This is a genomic window from Shewanella sp. SW1, from assembly GCF_025653545.1.
Classification (GTDB): Bacteria; Pseudomonadota; Gammaproteobacteria; order Enterobacterales; family Shewanellaceae; genus Shewanella; species Shewanella oncorhynchi.
In genome coordinates, this window is sequence record NZ_JAKKSG010000006.1 from 145,548 (window position 1) to 163,672 (window position 18,125).

Genomic DNA, 18,125 nt, shown 5'->3' on the forward strand with positions numbered 1-18,125 from the left:
GCAATAAACCCAACCTTAAGACTGACGTCCGCGCACTATCCCTTTGGCCGCTAATTGCTCGAGTAACTGCATACAACCTTGCTCAATAATCTCTGGCGCCATTTGAGGGTAAGTGATTGTTAACCAATCAACTATCTCTTTAAAACCCGCTTGGCCTTGAGCTTGAAGAAATGCCAGCACCTGCGCGCTTAAGGGATTTAACTGTAGGAAACACACTTCGCAATCGGCATCTTGATAGAGACAAAAAAACACTGGCGTATCGAGTTGTTGCTGCGGACGATAATCCTGACGAACGTGCTGCACCTCAAAATGATACTGCGCCACCCTCGCCGTCTGTGACAAACATAAAGCCTGCGTCGACATTTGCGCTAGGCTAAGTTGAGATTCATCCCCACTCGCCTGTGCGACCGCAACGGCCAACTCTAGCCATTCATAGTGCGCTAATTCGAGCATAAAAACAGGATCATTTGCCGTGGGCTGATATTCCTGCTGTAAAAAATCTAAAAACTCACTCGCTATATCGATAAAAATCGGCGATTGGCAATCATGTTGACTGAAAAAACGCTGCACCAAAGTCAGCCAATCCTCCTCAGAATACAAACTTTTAAGCACGGGAAAGCCGTTCGACACAAATCCCAGCACATTATTAAAAAATAACTCGCGGTAAACCTGCATACTCCGGAAATCAGTATCCGCGGGCAATGGCGAAGAGGGATCGCGGATATAATCGATAAAGGATTGCTGCACTTGCTTAAAATCCATTAGGCGCTCCTCTTTACGGCATGAGCACTATTTTGGGCATGGGAGCTGGACGCCGCCATTTGATAAGCGTGAATTTGATTTATCTCGAGCAACAATTCAGCGGTTGTCGGCAAATTAAAGTCACGCTCAAGCAACGTCGGTTTTACCCCATGCAAGGCATAACAGCGCTGTAATAATGTCCAGACGGGATCGTTAATGGCGGCGCCATGGGTATCAATGAGCAGATCTTCAGCTTGTTTGTAGTGCCCAGCAATATGCAGATAAGCGATGCGCTCCGTCGGCATGGCCTGTAAAAAGGCATCGGCATCGTATTGATGGTTTATCGAGTTCACATAGATGTTGTTCACATCCAGTAGCAGTTTACAATCGGCTTCTTGCAGCACGGCATTAACGAATTCAAGTTCTGTCATTTGCGCACCTGGAGCGGCATAAAAAGACACATTTTCTAAAATAAGCGGCCGCTCTAGAATATCTTCTACTTGCTTGACCCGCGCCGCCACATGCTTCACCGCAGCGCAGGTAAAAGGGATAGGCATTAAATCATATAAGTGACCTTGCCCTGAGCAATAACTTAAATGTTCGGAATAGACTTGGATTTGGTGTAAATCCATAAAGGTTTTGATATTTTTTACAAACGCGAGATCTAAAGGTTCAGGGCTACCAATGGATAAACTCAAACCGTGGCAGTAGAAAGTATGTTGCTCAGTCAACTCACGAAATTGGCGGCCAAATTTACCACCTAAGGTCATCCAATTCTCAGGCGCCACTTCAAAAAAATTAATAGCATCAGGCACCTGTAAACAAAATTCACTGAGCATTTCTCGTCTTAATCCCAGCCCTACCTGTGCCGTATTTTTTTGATCATTCATAGAACCTCACGAACGCTAACCTGTAATCGCTTAAGAATAAAACACAAGAGACCAGCGCTGGCTGGCCTCTTTAGGCTCAATTATCCCAATAACTGCAGGGATAAAACAAACCCGCTTTACTTCACTTCTTTTTTAACGGCTTCGACTTTAGCATCCACTTTTTCAGCGGTTTTCTTCATATCAGCGCCACATTTCGCTTCACCACACTTACCTTCATGGGCCTTATCAGCGGCTTTCTTCATGTCAGCACCGCATTTCGCTTCGCCACATTTCCCCTCATGAGCTTTATCTGCAGCCGCTTTTTTCATCTCAGCACCGCATTTAGCCTCACCACACTTACCTTCTTTGGCTTTTTCAGCGGCGGCTTTCTTCATGTCTGCGCCGCATTTGGCTTCACCACATTTGCCTTCTGAACCTACAATTTGATAGCCCGCATCCATAGCTTCAAAACCAAATGGGTTAGTTTGTGCATTGACAGCAAAAGCTGAACTCATCACAACTGAACCTAACGCTACTGCAACTGCTGTTTTTTTAACTGAATTCATAAATAATCCCTTCTTGTTTATTGAGTAATAATGACCAACAACAGTTTAAGTAGCTGGCTTACAACAAAAGACCTGCCTTATTTCGATTCTATTGCAAAAAATATCACTAAGTCACAGAAATGGTAAAAATATCCTGCTATGACAATCAGTTTAGCTTGGATTTTATTTATTGGCGTACCTATTCATCCTCCTTCACAAGGCCACTTTGTAACTTAGGGCTGATAAGGTAGAATGCTCGCCCTTTGCAACAGATATGGGTTTACTGCAGTGCGTGTGATTTTGGCTCCAATGGAAGGCGTAGTAGACGCTTTGATGCGTGACATCCTATCGACCATCAATCCCTACGATTTGCTCGTCACCGAATTTGTGCGAGTGGTAGACCAACTGCTGCCTGAAAAGGTCTTTCTCAAACTGTGTCCTGAACTGCTCAACAACGGCAACACCCCTTCAGGTACGCCAGTACGAGTACAATTGCTTGGTCAAGAACCCCAATGTATGGGCGAAAATGCCCTGCGTGCCATTGAGTTAGGCTCACACGGTGTTGATGCAAACTTTGGCTGTCCAGCAAAAATTGTTAACCGCAGTAAAGGTGGCGCCGTATTATTGCAATATCCTGAGAGTGTGCACGATATTGTCAAAGCCATGCGTCAAGCAGTACCAAAAGAGCATGCCGTAACGGCCAAAATACGTTTGGGCTATGAAGATAAGTCACTGTTTATGGAAAACGCCATTGCAGTGTATGAAGCTGGTGCAACTGAACTTGCCATCCATGCGCGCAGTAAAGTCGACGGTTACAGACCGCCAGCCTATTGGGAATACATCACCGAAGTACGCAAACGCTTGCCAATCCCGGTGATCGCCAACGGTGAAATTTGGAACCGCGACGATGCTAAGCGTTGCATCGACATCACCGGCTGCGACAGTATTATGATCGGCCGCGGGGCGATTTCATTGCCCAACTTGGCCGATACCATCAAGACAGGCGCAACCCCTTATACTTGGGCGCAAACCTTAGGGCTGATGCTCAGTTATACCCAAAGAGAGCTTAATGGTCGCAAGAGTGACTATTATCCCGCTCGGATCAAACAGTGGTTTACCTACCTCAATCGTCAATATCCCGAAGCCGATACCTTATTTAGGGAGCTACGCGTGTTTAAAACAACAGAAGAAATCGTCGCGGTATTAGAAGCTGCGCAGCGAAACTTAGCCGTCTAACCATAGAGTGTGACCAACCACAAAACGAAAATCTATCTGATAAAGGTAAGAAATCGAGACTCAAACGCGGCAATGTGTGCAATGAAAGGGACTTAGTCATAGCACACATAATGCGATAGGAATGAAGTACTTTTTCGATTTTTAACGGCGAAAATATTTAAAATATGGCAGATACTTGATCTTTATCATAGTCGTTGGTAGTGGAACTATTAGACTGGACGCCTAGAGTCAAATGAAATAGGCGATTTTACGTGAGCACCACCCATATCATACATGAATTGTCAGAGCTTGAAGCTAATCTAAGGAAAGAACTCGGCGCGCTCCCTCCGTTCCTCGAAGTCATAGGGGAGCATTATGCTAGCCTGAGTCTGACAGAGTTAATTGATACATTGGCGCAAACGCCACTGGCCGATCACCCGCTATTTTGCCAGCTGAATAAACTTGATGCCGCCTTTTGTCAGCTCGACTTAGGCCTCTACGGTCTTTGCTCGGATTGTGAGGCAGAAATCGACACCGAACGCTTAAACCAAGATCCCACTGAACAACGCTGCGCCTCCTGCGCCGAGCATTATCAACACGAACATCGCCACGAGCTGCGCCTCACGCATTGATAGCGCTCATTCGACATCCAGTAAACGGCCTTATAAGCAAAAAAACCTCCGCAAGCGGAGGTTTGAGTTATCCAGGGAGGGCGGACAACCTAAAACTTCTGGTTTATTCTCAGGTAATACGTTCTACCTAACACATCATATAAACCCACATTCACATCGCGATAATCGGCGTAGGTGTAATAGTTTGGTGTTTCAGCATCAAACACATTATTCACCCCTACTGTGATAGAGCCGTTATAAGCATGGGTATAACCAAACTGAATGTTATGTTTAAAGTAATTATCGTAATCAACATAACGGTCGGTTTCTTCTAACTCGTTGAAATAACTTGCTGATTGACTACCGATATAAACAACTGTCCATGCGGCAGAGAAATCATCGTATTTCCAACTGGTCGCAAAGTTACCGCGCCAATCGGGCGAGTCAGTCGACCCTGCGTAATCGATCATGTCTGCTTCAGCGTTGTCCTGCTTTTTAAAATCAAGCACATGAGTTAAATCCAGTTTGAAATTGAAATCCCCAAAGCCTGTTTCTAAGTTATAAGCCGTAACAAAATCGATACCTGAGGTCTCAACTGTAGCTAAGTTACGAACTCCGGCTTCAATATATTCAATCTTGCCATCAGGACCGCGCGTCACATAGGGAGAAGAACCATTCTTGATTTCATCACGCAGGATATCATCCACATCAATTGACTCAATTTTGTTGTCATAGGTGATTGAGTAATAAGATAACTCCAAGTTCCATGCGTCAGTAACATTCCAAACGCCGCCAAAGGTTAACGAGTTGCCCTCTTCTGCCTCTAGATCAGGATTTCCTCCATACCAGGTTTTATGTTGATTATTAGTCGCGCAATAAATGGCATCCACGTTACCAGGTTCATTACACCATAAAGAATCAACACCCTTCTCAAAACTCAAGGATTGAGACGAGAACATTTCGCTCATATTCGGCGCGCGGAATGAGTCACCATAGCTAGCACGCAGTAATAATGTGTCTATAGGACGCCAGCTTAAACCAAACTTAGGCACCACGGCATCGAAGGTCGATGAATTAACGACTTCCCCCTGAGGCCCTGTGAGAGTTCCTTTCTGCTCATAGCGCTCATAACGTACTGCGGCAGAAAACTCAACATTGGCAGGTAAGCCTACTTGGAGTTCCAAATAAGCGGCGCTACGGTCACGTGTGGCATCCACATCATCACCCCCCGAACCGCCGGAGATAATACCCGCGGCCGATTCTGGATCACTGGTTTGCTTAAACTTGATCATTTCATATTCAAGACCACCGACCATAGCGACCGAAAGATCACCGTCATCGAGCAGTAAGGTCGAAGCAAGACCATCCAATTGAGTACTTTCAAATTTGCCCTGATAAACCCCAGTATGCGCAGCTTTACGATACAGATCTGTCATCTGTTGATCCCACTGCTCATAACTCATTCCAGAGGTATTGAAAATATCATATTGCTCTGAATCAATTTCTTGCTGAATAATATCGTCATTCAGTAAATTATAATTAAAACTATTTGTCGTCGATGTTGCGTGCTGGGCATTTAATTCCCAGTCGATACCATTCCCTGAATCTATTGTACCAACAAAGCCACCTAGAATATCAAAGTTGTTGGTTTCAGTTAATGTATCTCGCTCGCCAAGTTGCGCGCCTCGCATAGAAATTACTAATTCTTCGCCAACTGGATTAAACTTATTATCGGCACTCATCACAGGGGTATTCGTTGATACTGGCGTACCCGCATAACGGGTTTCAGTTTCTGCTAATGAAGCAGAAGCACGACCTCGGAATTTTATATTCTCAGAAATCTCATAGGAGAAATTAGATAACAGCGAATTACGAGTTTGATCGCCAAATAACTTAGTGACATTACCATGATTATATAAACAACGACCATCACCTGAGTCTATGGTATTTTCCGTTTTTTCACATATATCTGAATTACTATACCAGCTACCATTGCCTGGTCCATATTTACCGTTTGGTACTGAGCTATATCCACTATATGCGTTATAACTTGAATCGTCCATTCGCCAAATATCACGATCCATTACCGCTTTAGTATCATAATATTCATAGGTTAGCGTGATATTGCCTTTATCAGTATTAAAGCCCGTTGCAAGTGATAAACGGTTGGCATCGCCTCCTTCTACGCTTGGTTGCTCAGTACTGTAATCAAGCTGAAACCCTTCAAACTCTTTCTTAGTGATAATGTTTATCACACCCGCAACCGCATCGGAACCATATACTGCCGAGGCGCCATCGCGCAGGATTTCAATACGCTCCACGATAGCCATAGGGATAGAAGATGTATCGGCCACAGAGCCAGAGCTCGAACTCGTGCCCGGCATACGGCGTCCATCTAATAACACTAATGTCGCAGACGATCCTAAACCACGTAAATTGACATCACTGGTTGAGCTTGCTCCTGATCCATAGCCAGAAATACCACGCCAAGAACCAAAGCTGTTTATCGCAGAGTTATTCAATACGTCAGCAACGGTTTTTTCACCCGTCATGGCAATATCCGCAGCATTAATGACAGTCACGGGTGAAACAGTTTCCATATCAACTTGTTTAATACGAGAACCCGTCACTTCAATGCGTTCAACTTTCGCATTTTCTTCTGCTGCATTTACCGCTGCAGAAAAGCCTATTCCAGAAAAAACCACACTGCTTGTCGCCACTGTAATTAAACTAGTACGAACGGCTTTGGCCGTTAAACTTAAATAGCGCATTAATCTCTCCTTGAGGTAAATAAAACCCTATGTTTGTTATTTTTATATTTGGCAAGCGAACTCTATTTCGCTGTAGGGATAATGTTAATACGCAACATCTAAGTCAACCATTAAAAACAATTAATCTCAAATCAAAACAAATTGACACAAAATAAATCAACTTGAATATAAGATATCCGGATATACATCATGGGGTTAAGCAATACAGACCTGTTGAACATATTAAATATTTAATTTGATACAATAAATCTTAATTGTTAACTAAAAGAATACCGAGAAACTCACGCCACAAATGAATCAAAGTGTATCGAAAATAAAACGCTGAATATTAATTTACACTTAGTTCAATATTAATTAACCATAAAAAATGCCACTCATTTGAGTGGCATTAATATTGAAACACTGAGTAATGATTGATTACTTAAAGTTGGCAACCTTCAACACTTTTTGAGTTCTCATAAACAATATCGCCTACAGGATTGTAGTCAGCAGCTTTAATCACTTGTTTCTCTTTCAAGAAAGAATAGAGTAAATCAGCATCAACAAAACCCGTTTGAATTGGGCTGGTTAGTTTAGGATAACCGTCACCACCCGCAGCATTAAAGCTAGGTACAGTGAACTTATAAGTGGCTGTTGGGCTAAAATCCTTGCCACCGATGTCGCTGATGTTGGCTGTTTTAGCCACACAGTCAATGGTCATTTTCACACCAGTGATTTGTGCATAACCACCAGAACCAACTTGAAGACTGCCGACTGCGCCTAAATAAGCCGCAACTTCAGTACCCGTCATTTCGTTAAGGGTAACCATATTACCAAATGGCTGAACAGTCAGCACGTCACGGTAACTAATGTTGCCTGGTTGGATAGATGCACGTACACCGCCTGAGTTCATTACACCAAAATCAGCAGTCACTTTAGCACTTTGTGCCATCGCTAACATACGGCCTAAGTTAGTTTGCTTATTACGCACGTTTGCACGCTCACCATCTAACAGGGCATCCGTTGTCGCAATGACTTCGTCTAACTTAGCTTGACCTTTCTCTTGATAGTAAGAAAGCAGCTCTTTTAACTCTGAATCCGGTTCAATTTTAGTGCCAGCTAAGTCAGCAGTTTTCTTACCAGCATCATCCAGTTTGCGCATATTCACAGGGACAAGCTTGTAGCTCGCTAGATGGAGTTCACCGTTAAAGTATTCAAAATCTGCACGGCCAACATATTTACCCCATTCATGGGCTTGCATGATCCAAGTGCCATTTTGTTTATCAGGTGCACATGCATCACCAGGCTTAAAGGCTGCATAAGCTTTGTTGTCAGTTCCCGGTTCCATACACACTGGATTCTGTGAATGACCACCGATAACAACTTGTAAATCCCCTTCTTTCAATGCGCGAGCCATAGCCACATCGCCAGGGGCATTACTACCATTTTTACCATCTGCGTAATGACCCATGTGCGTGGTAGCGAAAATGATATCTGCTGCTTTGGCATCTTTAATTTCTTTAATCACTTTAGCAACTTCCACCTTGGGATCGGTGAATGTTAGATCGCTAATGTATTCTGGATTACCAATCTTAGCAGTGTCTTCTGTCGTTAAACCAATAACAGCAACTTTAAGACCATTAACGTCAAATACTTTATAGGCATCAAAGTAACGCTCACCAAGAGTACCATCGGCATTTTTACGGTAAATGTTCGCCGCTAACATAGGGAATTCAGCAAGGCGACGCTGCATATCAAGTACTGATAACGGATTGTCAAACTCATGGTTACCAACAGCCATGGCGTCATAACCGATTTTATTCATGCCCGTAAAGTCTGGTATGGCATCTTGAAGATCAGATTCTGGTACACCCGTATTAATATCACCACCAGATAATAATAAGGTTTGACTGCCATTCTTACTCACTTCTGCACGAATTTGATCAACCAGAGTTTTCTGAGCGGCTAAACCGTATTCACCATCACTGTTTTCCCAGAAACGGCCATGGTTGTCATTGGTATGTAAAACGGTAAACGTTTTACAAGCACTTCCCGCTTCAGCACACGTTGTTGGAACTTTATCGTCATCACTATTATTACAACCCGCAAGTGCAGCGAGAACAGCAGTTGCAACTAATCCTTTAATAAGCATATGTCTCATTACATCAACCCCTTGATTTTAATTATTTTATCATAGAAAGATTGTCGTGAACTCCATCAAGTTCAGCGTCACGGATAATAGCAAATAATAAAGATAAATTGTGTCATTTTTATTAAAAACTTGACATTTATATGAAATTTGGCGGGCATTTTAAGAAGGATTTGTTTCATATAAAAAATAAGCTGAATGACTGATTTTTATATATTTACAGAATACAAAATAAAAATGGAATAAATGGATTTTAATCGTTTGTTATAAATAACTTAGGAAATATGAAAAAACATCGCGATTGTTCCTTTAAAAAAACAAGCATGGGTAAATCTCAACTTACCGCATGCTGTTTTTATCAGCAATTAGACTTGTCTACATTTCAAATCGCTGTAATAACCATTTAGAAATCGCTTTCAATTGTTCAGGAATGACAGAATGAGGCATTGGATAACTCTGCCACGTAACATGATAGCCGCCCGCCCTTAAGGCTTCTTTTGCTAACATTCCAGCGGATAATGGTACAACATCATCCTGTAGACCGTGTTGCTGTAATATGGGTGTATTGCGATTCGCCACACTTAATTCAGCGGGTAACACATCGCCCGTCGGCAAATAGCAAGACAACGCCATAATCCCTGCAAGTGGCTCAGGGAAACGCAGTCCAGAGAATAAACTCATTACCCCACCCTGACTGAATCCCGCTAATACGATACGTTGGCTCGCAATACCCGCCGCGATTTGTTCATTAATTAATGCGGCAACCATTTTTTCCGACTCAAGCACGCCTTGCATATCGGCTCTGTCATGCAAATCCATGCTTTTAATATCGTACCAAGCGCGCATAACGTAGCCACCATTAATGGTCACTGCTTGCTCTGGTGCATGGGGAAAAATAAATCGAATAGCATGATCTACAGGTAAGCCTAATGCTGGCACTACGGGAGCAAATCCGGCCCCCGAATCCCCTAATCCATGTAACCAAATAACCACAGCCGTAGCAGGAGTCTTAGGTTCGACAACAATACGCTCAAGAGAAACTGACATACTAAAAATTCCCAATTCGATATTAAACACTCATCAACTAAAAAATGATGATAAATCTATACGTTAAACACTCATCACCACTCGGGCACAGGTTATTCAGCATCCATGCCCAGCACATCTTGAATCGCACGTAACTGAGTATTTGAGTCCAATACTAAGCTCCAACGTACACCGCCACCATCGGCGATCAGCATAGGAGGCTGACGTCTCAAGCCGATATCCTCAGCACTCGCTTGCAGTACGATACTGGCAACGTTGAGGCGCACCTGAACCTCAAACTCAGTAACGATTAACTTACCCTGCGAAAAATCTAACACCATTTTAATAACCGCCCTATGTGAAAACGCCGTCATCATAGCAAACTTGTGCTCTTTTACCGATGGCATTTCCTGACCAGCATTCAAGCCATTAAAGTTTGATTACATTTGAGCTAACAGTGAGATAACAAATCCAGTGAATTATCAGGTAAACTTTTGCGCTAATAGAGTGGGTTAACAGAAAACCAAGCTGAATTGATGGTCTTATCGCCCCAAACTCGAACTAACATACTTCATCATTAGGCTACTATAAATAATGCTTTCACTTCGTCGAACCGTCCTTTACAGCACCCTAGTCTTTGCCCTGCAACTACTTCCCTGCACTTATGCCAATAGCGCTCCAAATACCTTAACCACTGAGCCTACTGCCACTGTTGTACAAGCTGATACGCAGCAGAACCAAGATGCACTGACCTACGCCAATTACACTGAAGTCAGCGTGAGTCATTTGGAACTAGCCCTTGTAGTCGATTTTAAGCAAAACCGCTTATCCGGTGAAGCCACCCTCGATTTAGCTTGGCATAAGGCGGGGAAAGAACTCATCTTAGATACTCGAGATCTGACGATTAACAGTGTGAGTGCTTTGAATATAAATGGAAAATGGCAAAGCGTGCCCTTCACCTTAGCCAAAGCGGACGCTGTAAAAGGCGCGGCGCTGACCATCAAACTTGCCGATGAAGATACCCAAAAAATTAAAATCAATTACCACACATCGAATAATCCGTCTGGTATTCAATGGTTAACTCCAGAGCAAACCCAAGGTAAACAGTTGCCTTTTATGTTCAGTCAGAGTCAGGCGATTCATGCTCGCAGTTGGATCCCACTGCAAGATACGCCAGCCGTTCGCCAAACCTATAGCGCCACAATTACTGCCGATAAAGCCATCACTGTGGTCATGAGTGCCGCTCGCAAAACCCTGTCGAGCACTCAGACCCAATTCACTATGCCGCAGGCTATTCCAGCTTATTTGATTGCCATTGCGGCCGGGCATTTAAAGTTTGCTCCCTTAGATAACATCTCGGGCATTTGGGCTGAGCCAGAGATCCTCGACAAAGCGAGCAAAGAATTTGCCGACACGCCAGAAATGATCAAAATCGCGGCTAAACGTTATGGCGATTACCCTTGGGGACGTTATGACTTGCTTATCTTGCCACCAAGTTTCCCCTTTGGCGGCATGGAAAACCCGCGTTTGTCTTTTATTACACCCACAGTGATCGCGGGTGATAAAAGCTTAGTGAGCCTCATCGCCCACGAACTTGCGCACTCGTGGTCAGGTAATTTAGTGACCAACGCCACTTGGCGCGATCTCTGGCTTAATGAAGGTTTTACGACCTATGTTGAGAACCGCATCATGGAAGATCTCTATGGTCGTGACCGAGCACTGATGGAGCAAACCATCGGCTACTCTGAATTGCTTGCCGAGCTTGCAGAACTTACTCCTGCCGATTCAGTGCTACATCTCAATCTCGGTAAACGTTCGCCCGACGAAGCCTTCAGCGGTGTCCCTTATGTAAAAGGCCAGTTGTTCTTAATATTTTTAGAGCAAAAATTTGGCCGTGAACGCTTCGACACTTTTGTAAAAAGCTACTTCGATCATTTTGCATTTCAGAGTATTACTACGGCGCAATTCCGTGAATATTTATCTTTGAATCTATTAAACAAATATCCCCATCTTGTCAGTGAAGGTGAAGTGGATACTTGGATTGAAGGTCAAGGTTTACCGTCATTTCTTGTGCCGCCTAATTCCCATGCCTTCGATGATATTGATGCTCAAAGACAAACTTGGCTCGAGGGTAAACTCAGTGCAAGCGAGTTGAAAACCAGCACTTGGACAGTCCACCAGTGGTTAAGATTCATCAATGAAATGCCAAGGATCAATCTAGATCAAACCAAAGTTGCCGAGCTAGATAAGGCGTTCCATTTTACGGGCACTGGCAACAGTGAAATTGCTTTCGCATGGTATTCACTCGCCCTAGACAACGGCTATTACGCAGTACTACCCGCATTAAAACAACACTTAACCCATATTGGCCGCATGCGCTTAATCGTGCCTTTATACCAAAAGCTCGCAAGCTCAGATAAATACGACTGGGCCAAGAGTGTCTATCTCAAGGCTCACAGCGGCTACCATCCCCAAACCCAAGCAAGTCTAGATATGATGTTTGCCGACAAACCACTCGAGCATGAACATAACCATTAGCGAGATAAGGAGCCATTAGCGGTTGCGACAATCATTAAGCCATTAGCACCATAAAAACAAAAAGCCCAAACCTAGGTTTGGGCTTTTGCTATTCAGTCTTGAGACTCGATTCATTCAACTCATACTGAACTTATACTCATCTCACATTGAGTCAAATAGAAGCCAAGTTCGAAGCCGAACCCGAAGCCTAAAGATTAGTGGTGATGACCACCAGCGCCATGGGCATGGCCGTGGGCGATTTCTTCATCACTCGCGTCACGGGCACCAACGACTTCGATATCAAATGTCAGTTCGCGGCCGGCTAATGGATGGTTTACATCCACAGTCGCCATAAACTTACCCATTTTAACGATAGTCACTTGGCGCTGACCTTGGTCGGTATTAACCACTGCTGTCATGCCTGGTTTCCACACAGTCGCGCCTAATAAGTGCTTAACTGACACACGTTGGTGTGCGTCAGCATCCGCTACACGCTCACCGTAGGTTTCAGCGGCAGGCAAGGTCACAGTGAACTTTTCACCTATGGCTTTACCGTTTATCGCGTTTTCTACACCTGGCATCATGTTGTCATGACCGTGTAAATAGGCAATCGGATCGCGACCTTCGTTCGTCTCGATCACTTCACCTTTCTCGTCGCGCAGTGTGTAGTTAAACTGCACAACCATATCGTCTTTAATGCTCATCGAATATCCTTTGATTTTCTTCGATTTCAATTGTGGGCCGAGCTTAACAAAACTGCGCTTTTCACTCCACTTTTTTATCCGGCCTAAAAGCGCTCAAAACCGGCAGCGAGCGCTCTTTGGCTACAGTAACTACAGTGACAGTGGCTACAGTGATAGTCCTAAAGCAGTAAACACCTCAGGGCTTGGGAAGCCATCGGCAATCATCTGTTTGCTCCGTTGAAAGGCTTGCAACCCTGCCATAGAGTTACGTCCCAACACACCATCAGGCTTACCAACATCAAATCCAGCCTCGTTCAGTTTTGTTTGCAGTTGCTTTACTTGCTCGCGGCTTAGGCGTGGTTGCTCAGGCGGACTGACTGTCAAGGGTTGACCACCATTAATACGATCGGCCAAGTGTCCAACCGTAATGGCATAAAATTCGGAGCGATTCCAACGCATGATCACATTAAAATTCTCATAACCTAAAAAGGCTGGGCCTGTGTGTCCCGCAGGCAAATACAGCGCAGCTTGAATATCGACGGCAGGCAAAGGTTGCCCATTCGACTGCGTTACATTGAGCGCAGCCCATTCCGATAACGACAAGGGCTGTTTCGCACCTAAATGACTGTAACTAAAATCCTTTGGCAACAAGACTTCACGCCCCCAACGCTGATTACGCTGCCAACCTAAGTGCTGCAAAAAATTCGCGGCAGAAGTGAGCGCATCTGTGGTGCTATTCCATAAATCGGCCTTACCATTGCCATCGCCATCGACCGCATATTTGGCATACGCAGAAGGCATAAATTGCGTATGTCCCATAGCACCTGCCCATGATCCCACCATAGTGTCATCATCGAACTGATACTTTTCTTTCAATTTTAAGGCTTGCATCAGCTCTATGGTGAAATAATTGCTACGGCGTGGCTCACAGGCCAAAGTCGCCAGCGAATTCAATACCGACATTTTGCCTTTATAGGAACCGTAGTTCGTTTCCAGTCCCCAAAAAGACAAGATATATTGCGGTGGGACGCCGTATTTTTGCGCTAATTGATTAAGTAAGACACTGTGCTTTTGCAGTAAACGGCGGCCTTCATTGACGCGCCATTCGGTCGCGCGCTTACTGAAATAATTATCAAATGTCTGGCTGAATTCGGGTTGCTGTTGGTCCAACTCAATCACTCGAGGGACAAATTTCAAGTTCGCAATGGTAGAGTTTATCGTCGCCTCTGACAGGCCTTCTGCACGTGCTCGCGCTTGCAGTCCAGTCAAGCACATTGGAAACGCCTCTGCATTAGATTGTACGCTAGCACTGATATCGGGCATTTGATTGACTTCAGCAGCTATGCCACTTGCGTTAGAGCTGGTTGCATTAGCACTGGCACTCGCCGTTGGCGCACTTGAACAGGCACTCAGACTGACACAGGCGGCAATACTCGCAAATAGATAAGTTAACCCTTTAATTTTAATCAAATCAACAACTCCAATATTTGATCTCACAACAATCACACTGTTGTGGCTAAACACGACAATATTCCGTCTTCAAGAGGGAATTGCCCTAGAGAGATATTCGCCTTGGCATAACGAGTTAAAGGTTAGAATCCAAAACACCTTTAACGGCCAAAAGCATAGAAGACACGTTTCCCCGCCACGTAAAGCCCCTATCTGAGCCACATTTAGTCAGTAAAACAGCCTGTACCAAGGCGACTCATTACCAATAATCCTGACCCATAGTGACACGTAACACAATCCTTATCGCCATAAATACCTTGCGGCATAGGCTTATTGCTCAGTTATCCAACACAAAAAAATTCTTAACAAAGAATCCCTTGGTATCGCAGCACGTTACCGTATAATGGATAAGTTAACAGCACACATCAAAGAGACCTATCATGACTGAAATCAATGCGGCTTTGGCTGGCTTTATCAAAAATGTAAAACAACATCAGACGCTTTGGGGTCTAATGGATGAAACTGGCGAAGGCTGGGTCGTTTGTGATTCTTCAGAATTTGAAGACACAGATGTGATGCCATTATGGTCAAATGAAGCTACTGCAAAATCCCATTGCAGCGACGAATGGCACGACTATCAACCCGTTTCTATTTCATTAGAAGAATTTCTAGAATATTGGGTCTCAGATCTAAACGACGATGGTGTATTGATCGGTGTTGATTGGCAAACCGATGAAGATTGTCTTGAACTTGATCCGATTGTTTTAGCAAAAGATTTGGTTGATGTTGAAGAAGTTTAATCACTTCAGTATGCCATTGATGGCATCAAGGACTGAGGTGCTCATTCCTTGATGTCTGCTATTCCGCTTATCGATATTCCCTTCGACAAACGCCATACCTGCTGGTTTTGTGGCGAACCGAGTCATCAACACTTCGAATATATCGCACACACACATACACCACATGCTTCGTTAGCTGTGCCCGCCTGCAGCGAATGTTTGCGATTAGCCAAACAACATACTCTTAGCTCCATTTGGGATTGTCGTATGGCCGTCAAAGATGCACTGATGCGTATTTATGCGAAACACCTCGCCATTGGGATTAATTGGACCGAAGAAGAGCTTGCTGAGTCCGAATTCTCCTGCAAAGTGTTTGAAGGTTTTAAAAAAAGTGCTTGGATGATGTACCAAATTGCACGAGACCGTATCAATGCGCCCGGTTGGCCACTGGTATTAGAAGGCGAAGAAATTGACGACCAAGGTTATAACGCAGGTTTTGAATTCGATGGCGTGACTTTTAATTCAGTCAATGCCGCTATCCAATACTATTCGACGCAATTCACCTTAGATCCACAGTTTTTTGCCGAACTTGTGCGCCTCGTCGGCCGAGCAAGATTCAACTATGCCTTAAGGCTCGCCCGTATCCATATCGCCGCCGCCAAAGAAATGAAGCGCCAAGTATTACACGATGTAGCAGCCGAATTAGCGTTATAATCTAGCGAGTTATAGGTAGTGGGTTGGCAGATGTTTGCAGAAAAGCAGTTGAAAAAGTAGCAGTTAAAAGAATGTGATTCAAAGACCGTATTAAAAACTGTTATTAAAGCGTTCATTCAAAGCGCCGAACCTATCGATGATCGACTCAAGGTCAATCACCGATAGTTCGAATCTCAAAATGCGATCAGTGATTGATCACTTGTCTTAATCTTTCTTGCACCACTTCCACCAGCAAATCCGGTTGGAACTTAGAAATAAACTTATCACAGCCCACTTTTTCAACCATGGCATGGTTAAAACTGCCACTCAACGAAGTATTTAAGGTGATGAATAAATCCGACATAGCTTTATCGCTACGCACTTCAGAAGTGAGCTTGTAACCGTCCATTTCGGGCATTTCGGCATCGGTAATCATCATCAATAATTCTTTGGCAACTTGTTTACCTTCATCGCGCCATTTCTGCAATAACGTCAGTGCTTGTAAGCCATCAGATGCCTCAATAATTTCGATACCCAGTTGGCCTAACGTTTCACGCACTTGACGTCTGGCGGTCGATGAATCATCCACAATCAGGATTTTTCTGCCAGGCATTTCATGGACTAAGGTTTCGTCGAGTACACCTTCAGATAAACGGATATCGTAGTGAATGATCTCCGCCAAGACTTTTTCTACGTCGATAATAGACACTAACTGCGACTGACCTTGATGCTCTATGCGAGTAATTGCCGTTAGATAATTATTACGCCCAGCCGTTTTCGGCGGTGGCATAATATCGCTCCAAGTCATATTGATAATGTGTTCAACCTTACCGACTAAGAAACCCTGCACACTACGGTTATATTCTGTGATGATCATATTGGCATCTTCGTTAGGCGGCACGGGCTTAAACCCTATGGCCGAACGTAAATCAATCACGGGGATAGAAATCCCACGAATATTAGCAACACCAGAAATATGCGGATGACTACCCGGCATCGCATTCAAGGGAGGAAGCTTGACGACTTCTTTGACTTTAAAGACGTTAATGGCAAATAACTGCGTGGAATTAATGCTAAAGAGCAACAACTCAAGTCGGTTCTCACCAACGAGTTTGGTACGCTGATCTACGGTTGCAAGTACGTTTGCCATAATGCTGCTTCTCTACTCTTGAGGAAAATCCTTTCCCCACATGCGACGGATTAGCTCAAATTATAGCGGTAAACTCCCATGAAGAACCATGCCGAGAGTCTATTTTATCTAAAAATTACAACCACTCTCGCAAAGTTCGACCATAAACTTCGTTTAGCGCATCTCAGATATCTGCATACCTAAGCTTATATTTTCAGATAATACGCGACATTGCTAATATTTGGTCTTAGTGTTAACGCAATCATTTAATCCTAACGATTCAATTTAGGTTAAGCATCAACTCTAACGCCTAACGCAATATTTTCTGAGCGAGCACCATACCCGCAAGATTAAAGGCATTTCTATCGCGGACAATCTCAAATCCCAACTGGCGCAATACCGTTAACAACTCACTATGATTAAAGCGATTCTGCTGTGGATGCTCAAATAAGCGTCGGCTCAATGGATTACAAATTGCGGCACGATATAAATCCTCTATCACAAAGTATCCGTTCGGTTTCAGCACCCTTGCAACTTCCTTAATGGCCGCTTGCCACTCTGGAATATGGTGGAATACGGCAAAATCAAACACCATATCAAACTCGCTATCGGCAAAGGGTAAACATGTTGCATCAGCAACCGAGAAACTCAGCCCTTTTAATCCTTGCGGCCGAGATTGCCAGCGGGATTGTGCGGAGGCAACCATGTCAGGGTCGATATCCACGGCCGTGATATGTCCCGCGCCAAAATGTTCGCGGATCAACTGAATGCCGTTACCAAACCCACAACCTATTTCTAATGCGCGTTCGCACAAAGCCATAGGTTTTGGCATCATAGAGGTCAATAAGGGCGCTTCGAGATGATTTTGTAGCCAAAAACGTAATGGATGCTGAACGATCTTTTTCTCAAATGGATTTAATTTCATGCCATCCTCTCACTATAGGTAAACTACTGTTGAATAATTTTACT

The 18,125-nt window shown here is 44.0% G+C and carries 16 protein-coding genes; 5 read left to right on the forward strand and 11 right to left on the reverse strand.

From position 1 onward, the window contains the following. Nucleotides 1–15: 15 nt before the first annotated feature. From L5M71_RS07490 to L5M71_RS07500, 3 genes are all read right to left on the reverse strand, one after another. Nucleotides 16–762, reverse strand: a complete 747-nt coding sequence (locus tag L5M71_RS07490) for a DUF2063 domain-containing protein (protein WP_263208046.1) — start codon at nt 760–762, stop codon at nt 16–18. Beyond that, nucleotides 762–1,631 carry a DUF692 domain-containing protein gene (locus tag L5M71_RS07495; RefSeq protein ID WP_263208048.1) on the reverse strand — a complete coding sequence of 290 codons (870 nt, stop codon included), beginning with the start codon at nt 1,629–1,631 and terminating at the stop codon, nt 762–764. The genes L5M71_RS07490 and L5M71_RS07495 overlap by 1 nt, the downstream gene beginning before the upstream one ends. Nucleotides 1,632–1,747: 116 nt before the next feature. After that, nucleotides 1,748–2,176: a hypothetical protein gene (locus tag L5M71_RS07500; RefSeq protein ID WP_028759624.1), complete on the reverse strand. Its 429-nt coding sequence runs from the start codon at nt 2,174–2,176 to the stop codon at nt 1,748–1,750. A gap of 267 nt (nt 2,177–2,443) precedes the next feature. Between L5M71_RS07500 and L5M71_RS07505 the strand changes: the two genes are divergently transcribed. Together L5M71_RS07505 and L5M71_RS07510 are read left to right on the forward strand one after the other, a co-directional pair. After that, entirely contained in the window at nt 2,444–3,391 is a 948-nt protein-coding gene (locus L5M71_RS07505) for a tRNA-dihydrouridine synthase (protein ID WP_263208051.1), read from the forward strand. Nucleotides 3,392–3,642: 251 nt separating this feature from the next. Next, nucleotides 3,643–4,002 carry a TraR/DksA C4-type zinc finger protein gene (locus L5M71_RS07510; RefSeq protein ID WP_263208053.1) on the forward strand — a complete coding sequence of 120 codons (360 nt, stop codon included), beginning with the start codon at nt 3,643–3,645 and terminating at the stop codon, nt 4,000–4,002. A gap of 89 nt (nt 4,003–4,091) precedes the next feature. Here L5M71_RS07510 and L5M71_RS07515 read toward each other — a convergent pair whose 3' ends face one another. The 4 genes from L5M71_RS07515 to L5M71_RS07530 all read right to left on the reverse strand — a co-directional run bounded on the left by L5M71_RS07515 (nt 4,092) and on the right by L5M71_RS07530 (nt 10,247). Then, nucleotides 4,092–6,752, reverse strand: coding sequence for a TonB-dependent receptor (locus L5M71_RS07515; protein WP_263208055.1), 2,661 nt, complete (start codon nt 6,750–6,752; stop codon nt 4,092–4,094). A gap of 421 nt (nt 6,753–7,173) precedes the next feature. After that, nucleotides 7,174–8,892: a bifunctional UDP-sugar hydrolase/5'-nucleotidase UshA gene (gene ushA / locus L5M71_RS07520; protein ID WP_105252205.1), complete on the reverse strand. Its 1,719-nt coding sequence runs from the start codon at nt 8,890–8,892 to the stop codon at nt 7,174–7,176. A 363-nt stretch (nt 8,893–9,255) separates the two neighbouring features. Further along, nucleotides 9,256–9,927, reverse strand: coding sequence for an alpha/beta hydrolase (locus L5M71_RS07525; protein ID WP_263208057.1), 672 nt, complete (start codon nt 9,925–9,927; stop codon nt 9,256–9,258). 92 nt (nt 9,928–10,019) lie between these two features. Then, entirely contained in the window at nt 10,020–10,247 is a 228-nt protein-coding gene (locus tag L5M71_RS07530; protein ID WP_106651841.1) for a DUF3389 family protein, read from the reverse strand. Between the two features lie 253 nt (nt 10,248–10,500). On the opposite strand from L5M71_RS07530, the gene L5M71_RS07535 reads away from it, so the two are divergent. Then, nucleotides 10,501–12,444 (forward strand): M1 family metallopeptidase, encoded by a 1,944-nt coding sequence (locus L5M71_RS07535; RefSeq protein WP_263208059.1) that lies wholly within the window; start codon nt 10,501–10,503, stop codon nt 12,442–12,444. A 194-nt stretch (nt 12,445–12,638) separates the two neighbouring features. On the opposite strand, the gene L5M71_RS07540 is transcribed toward L5M71_RS07535, so the two are convergent. Both L5M71_RS07540 and L5M71_RS07545 read right to left on the reverse strand, forming a co-directional pair. Beyond that, nucleotides 12,639–13,127 (reverse strand): peptidylprolyl isomerase, encoded by a 489-nt coding sequence (locus L5M71_RS07540; protein ID WP_105252202.1) that lies wholly within the window; start codon nt 13,125–13,127, stop codon nt 12,639–12,641. A gap of 144 nt (nt 13,128–13,271) precedes the next feature. Then, complete coding sequence (locus tag L5M71_RS07545; protein ID WP_263208061.1) at nt 13,272–14,576, reverse strand: lytic murein transglycosylase; 1,305 nt, start codon at nt 14,574–14,576, stop codon at nt 13,272–13,274. 419 nt (nt 14,577–14,995) lie between these two features. On the opposite strand from L5M71_RS07545, the gene L5M71_RS07550 reads away from it, so the two are divergent. Together L5M71_RS07550 and L5M71_RS07555 are read left to right on the forward strand one after the other, a co-directional pair. Further along, entirely contained in the window at nt 14,996–15,355 is a 360-nt protein-coding gene (locus L5M71_RS07550; protein WP_028759614.1) for a DUF2750 domain-containing protein, read from the forward strand. Nucleotides 15,356–15,406: 51 nt separating this feature from the next. Then, a complete protein-coding gene (locus L5M71_RS07555; protein ID WP_263208063.1) occupies nt 15,407–16,048 on the forward strand; it encodes a hypothetical protein in 642 nt (213 codons plus the stop codon). Between the two features lie 184 nt (nt 16,049–16,232). On the opposite strand, the gene L5M71_RS07560 is transcribed toward L5M71_RS07555, so the two are convergent. Together L5M71_RS07560 and L5M71_RS07565 are read right to left on the reverse strand one after the other, a co-directional pair. Further along, nucleotides 16,233–17,177: a chemotaxis protein CheV gene (locus tag L5M71_RS07560; RefSeq protein ID WP_105252200.1), complete on the reverse strand. Its 945-nt coding sequence runs from the start codon at nt 17,175–17,177 to the stop codon at nt 16,233–16,235. A 289-nt stretch (nt 17,178–17,466) separates the two neighbouring features. Next, nucleotides 17,467–18,081: a class I SAM-dependent methyltransferase gene (locus L5M71_RS07565; protein WP_263208065.1), complete on the reverse strand. Its 615-nt coding sequence runs from the start codon at nt 18,079–18,081 to the stop codon at nt 17,467–17,469. Nucleotides 18,082–18,125: the final 44 nt, after the last annotated feature.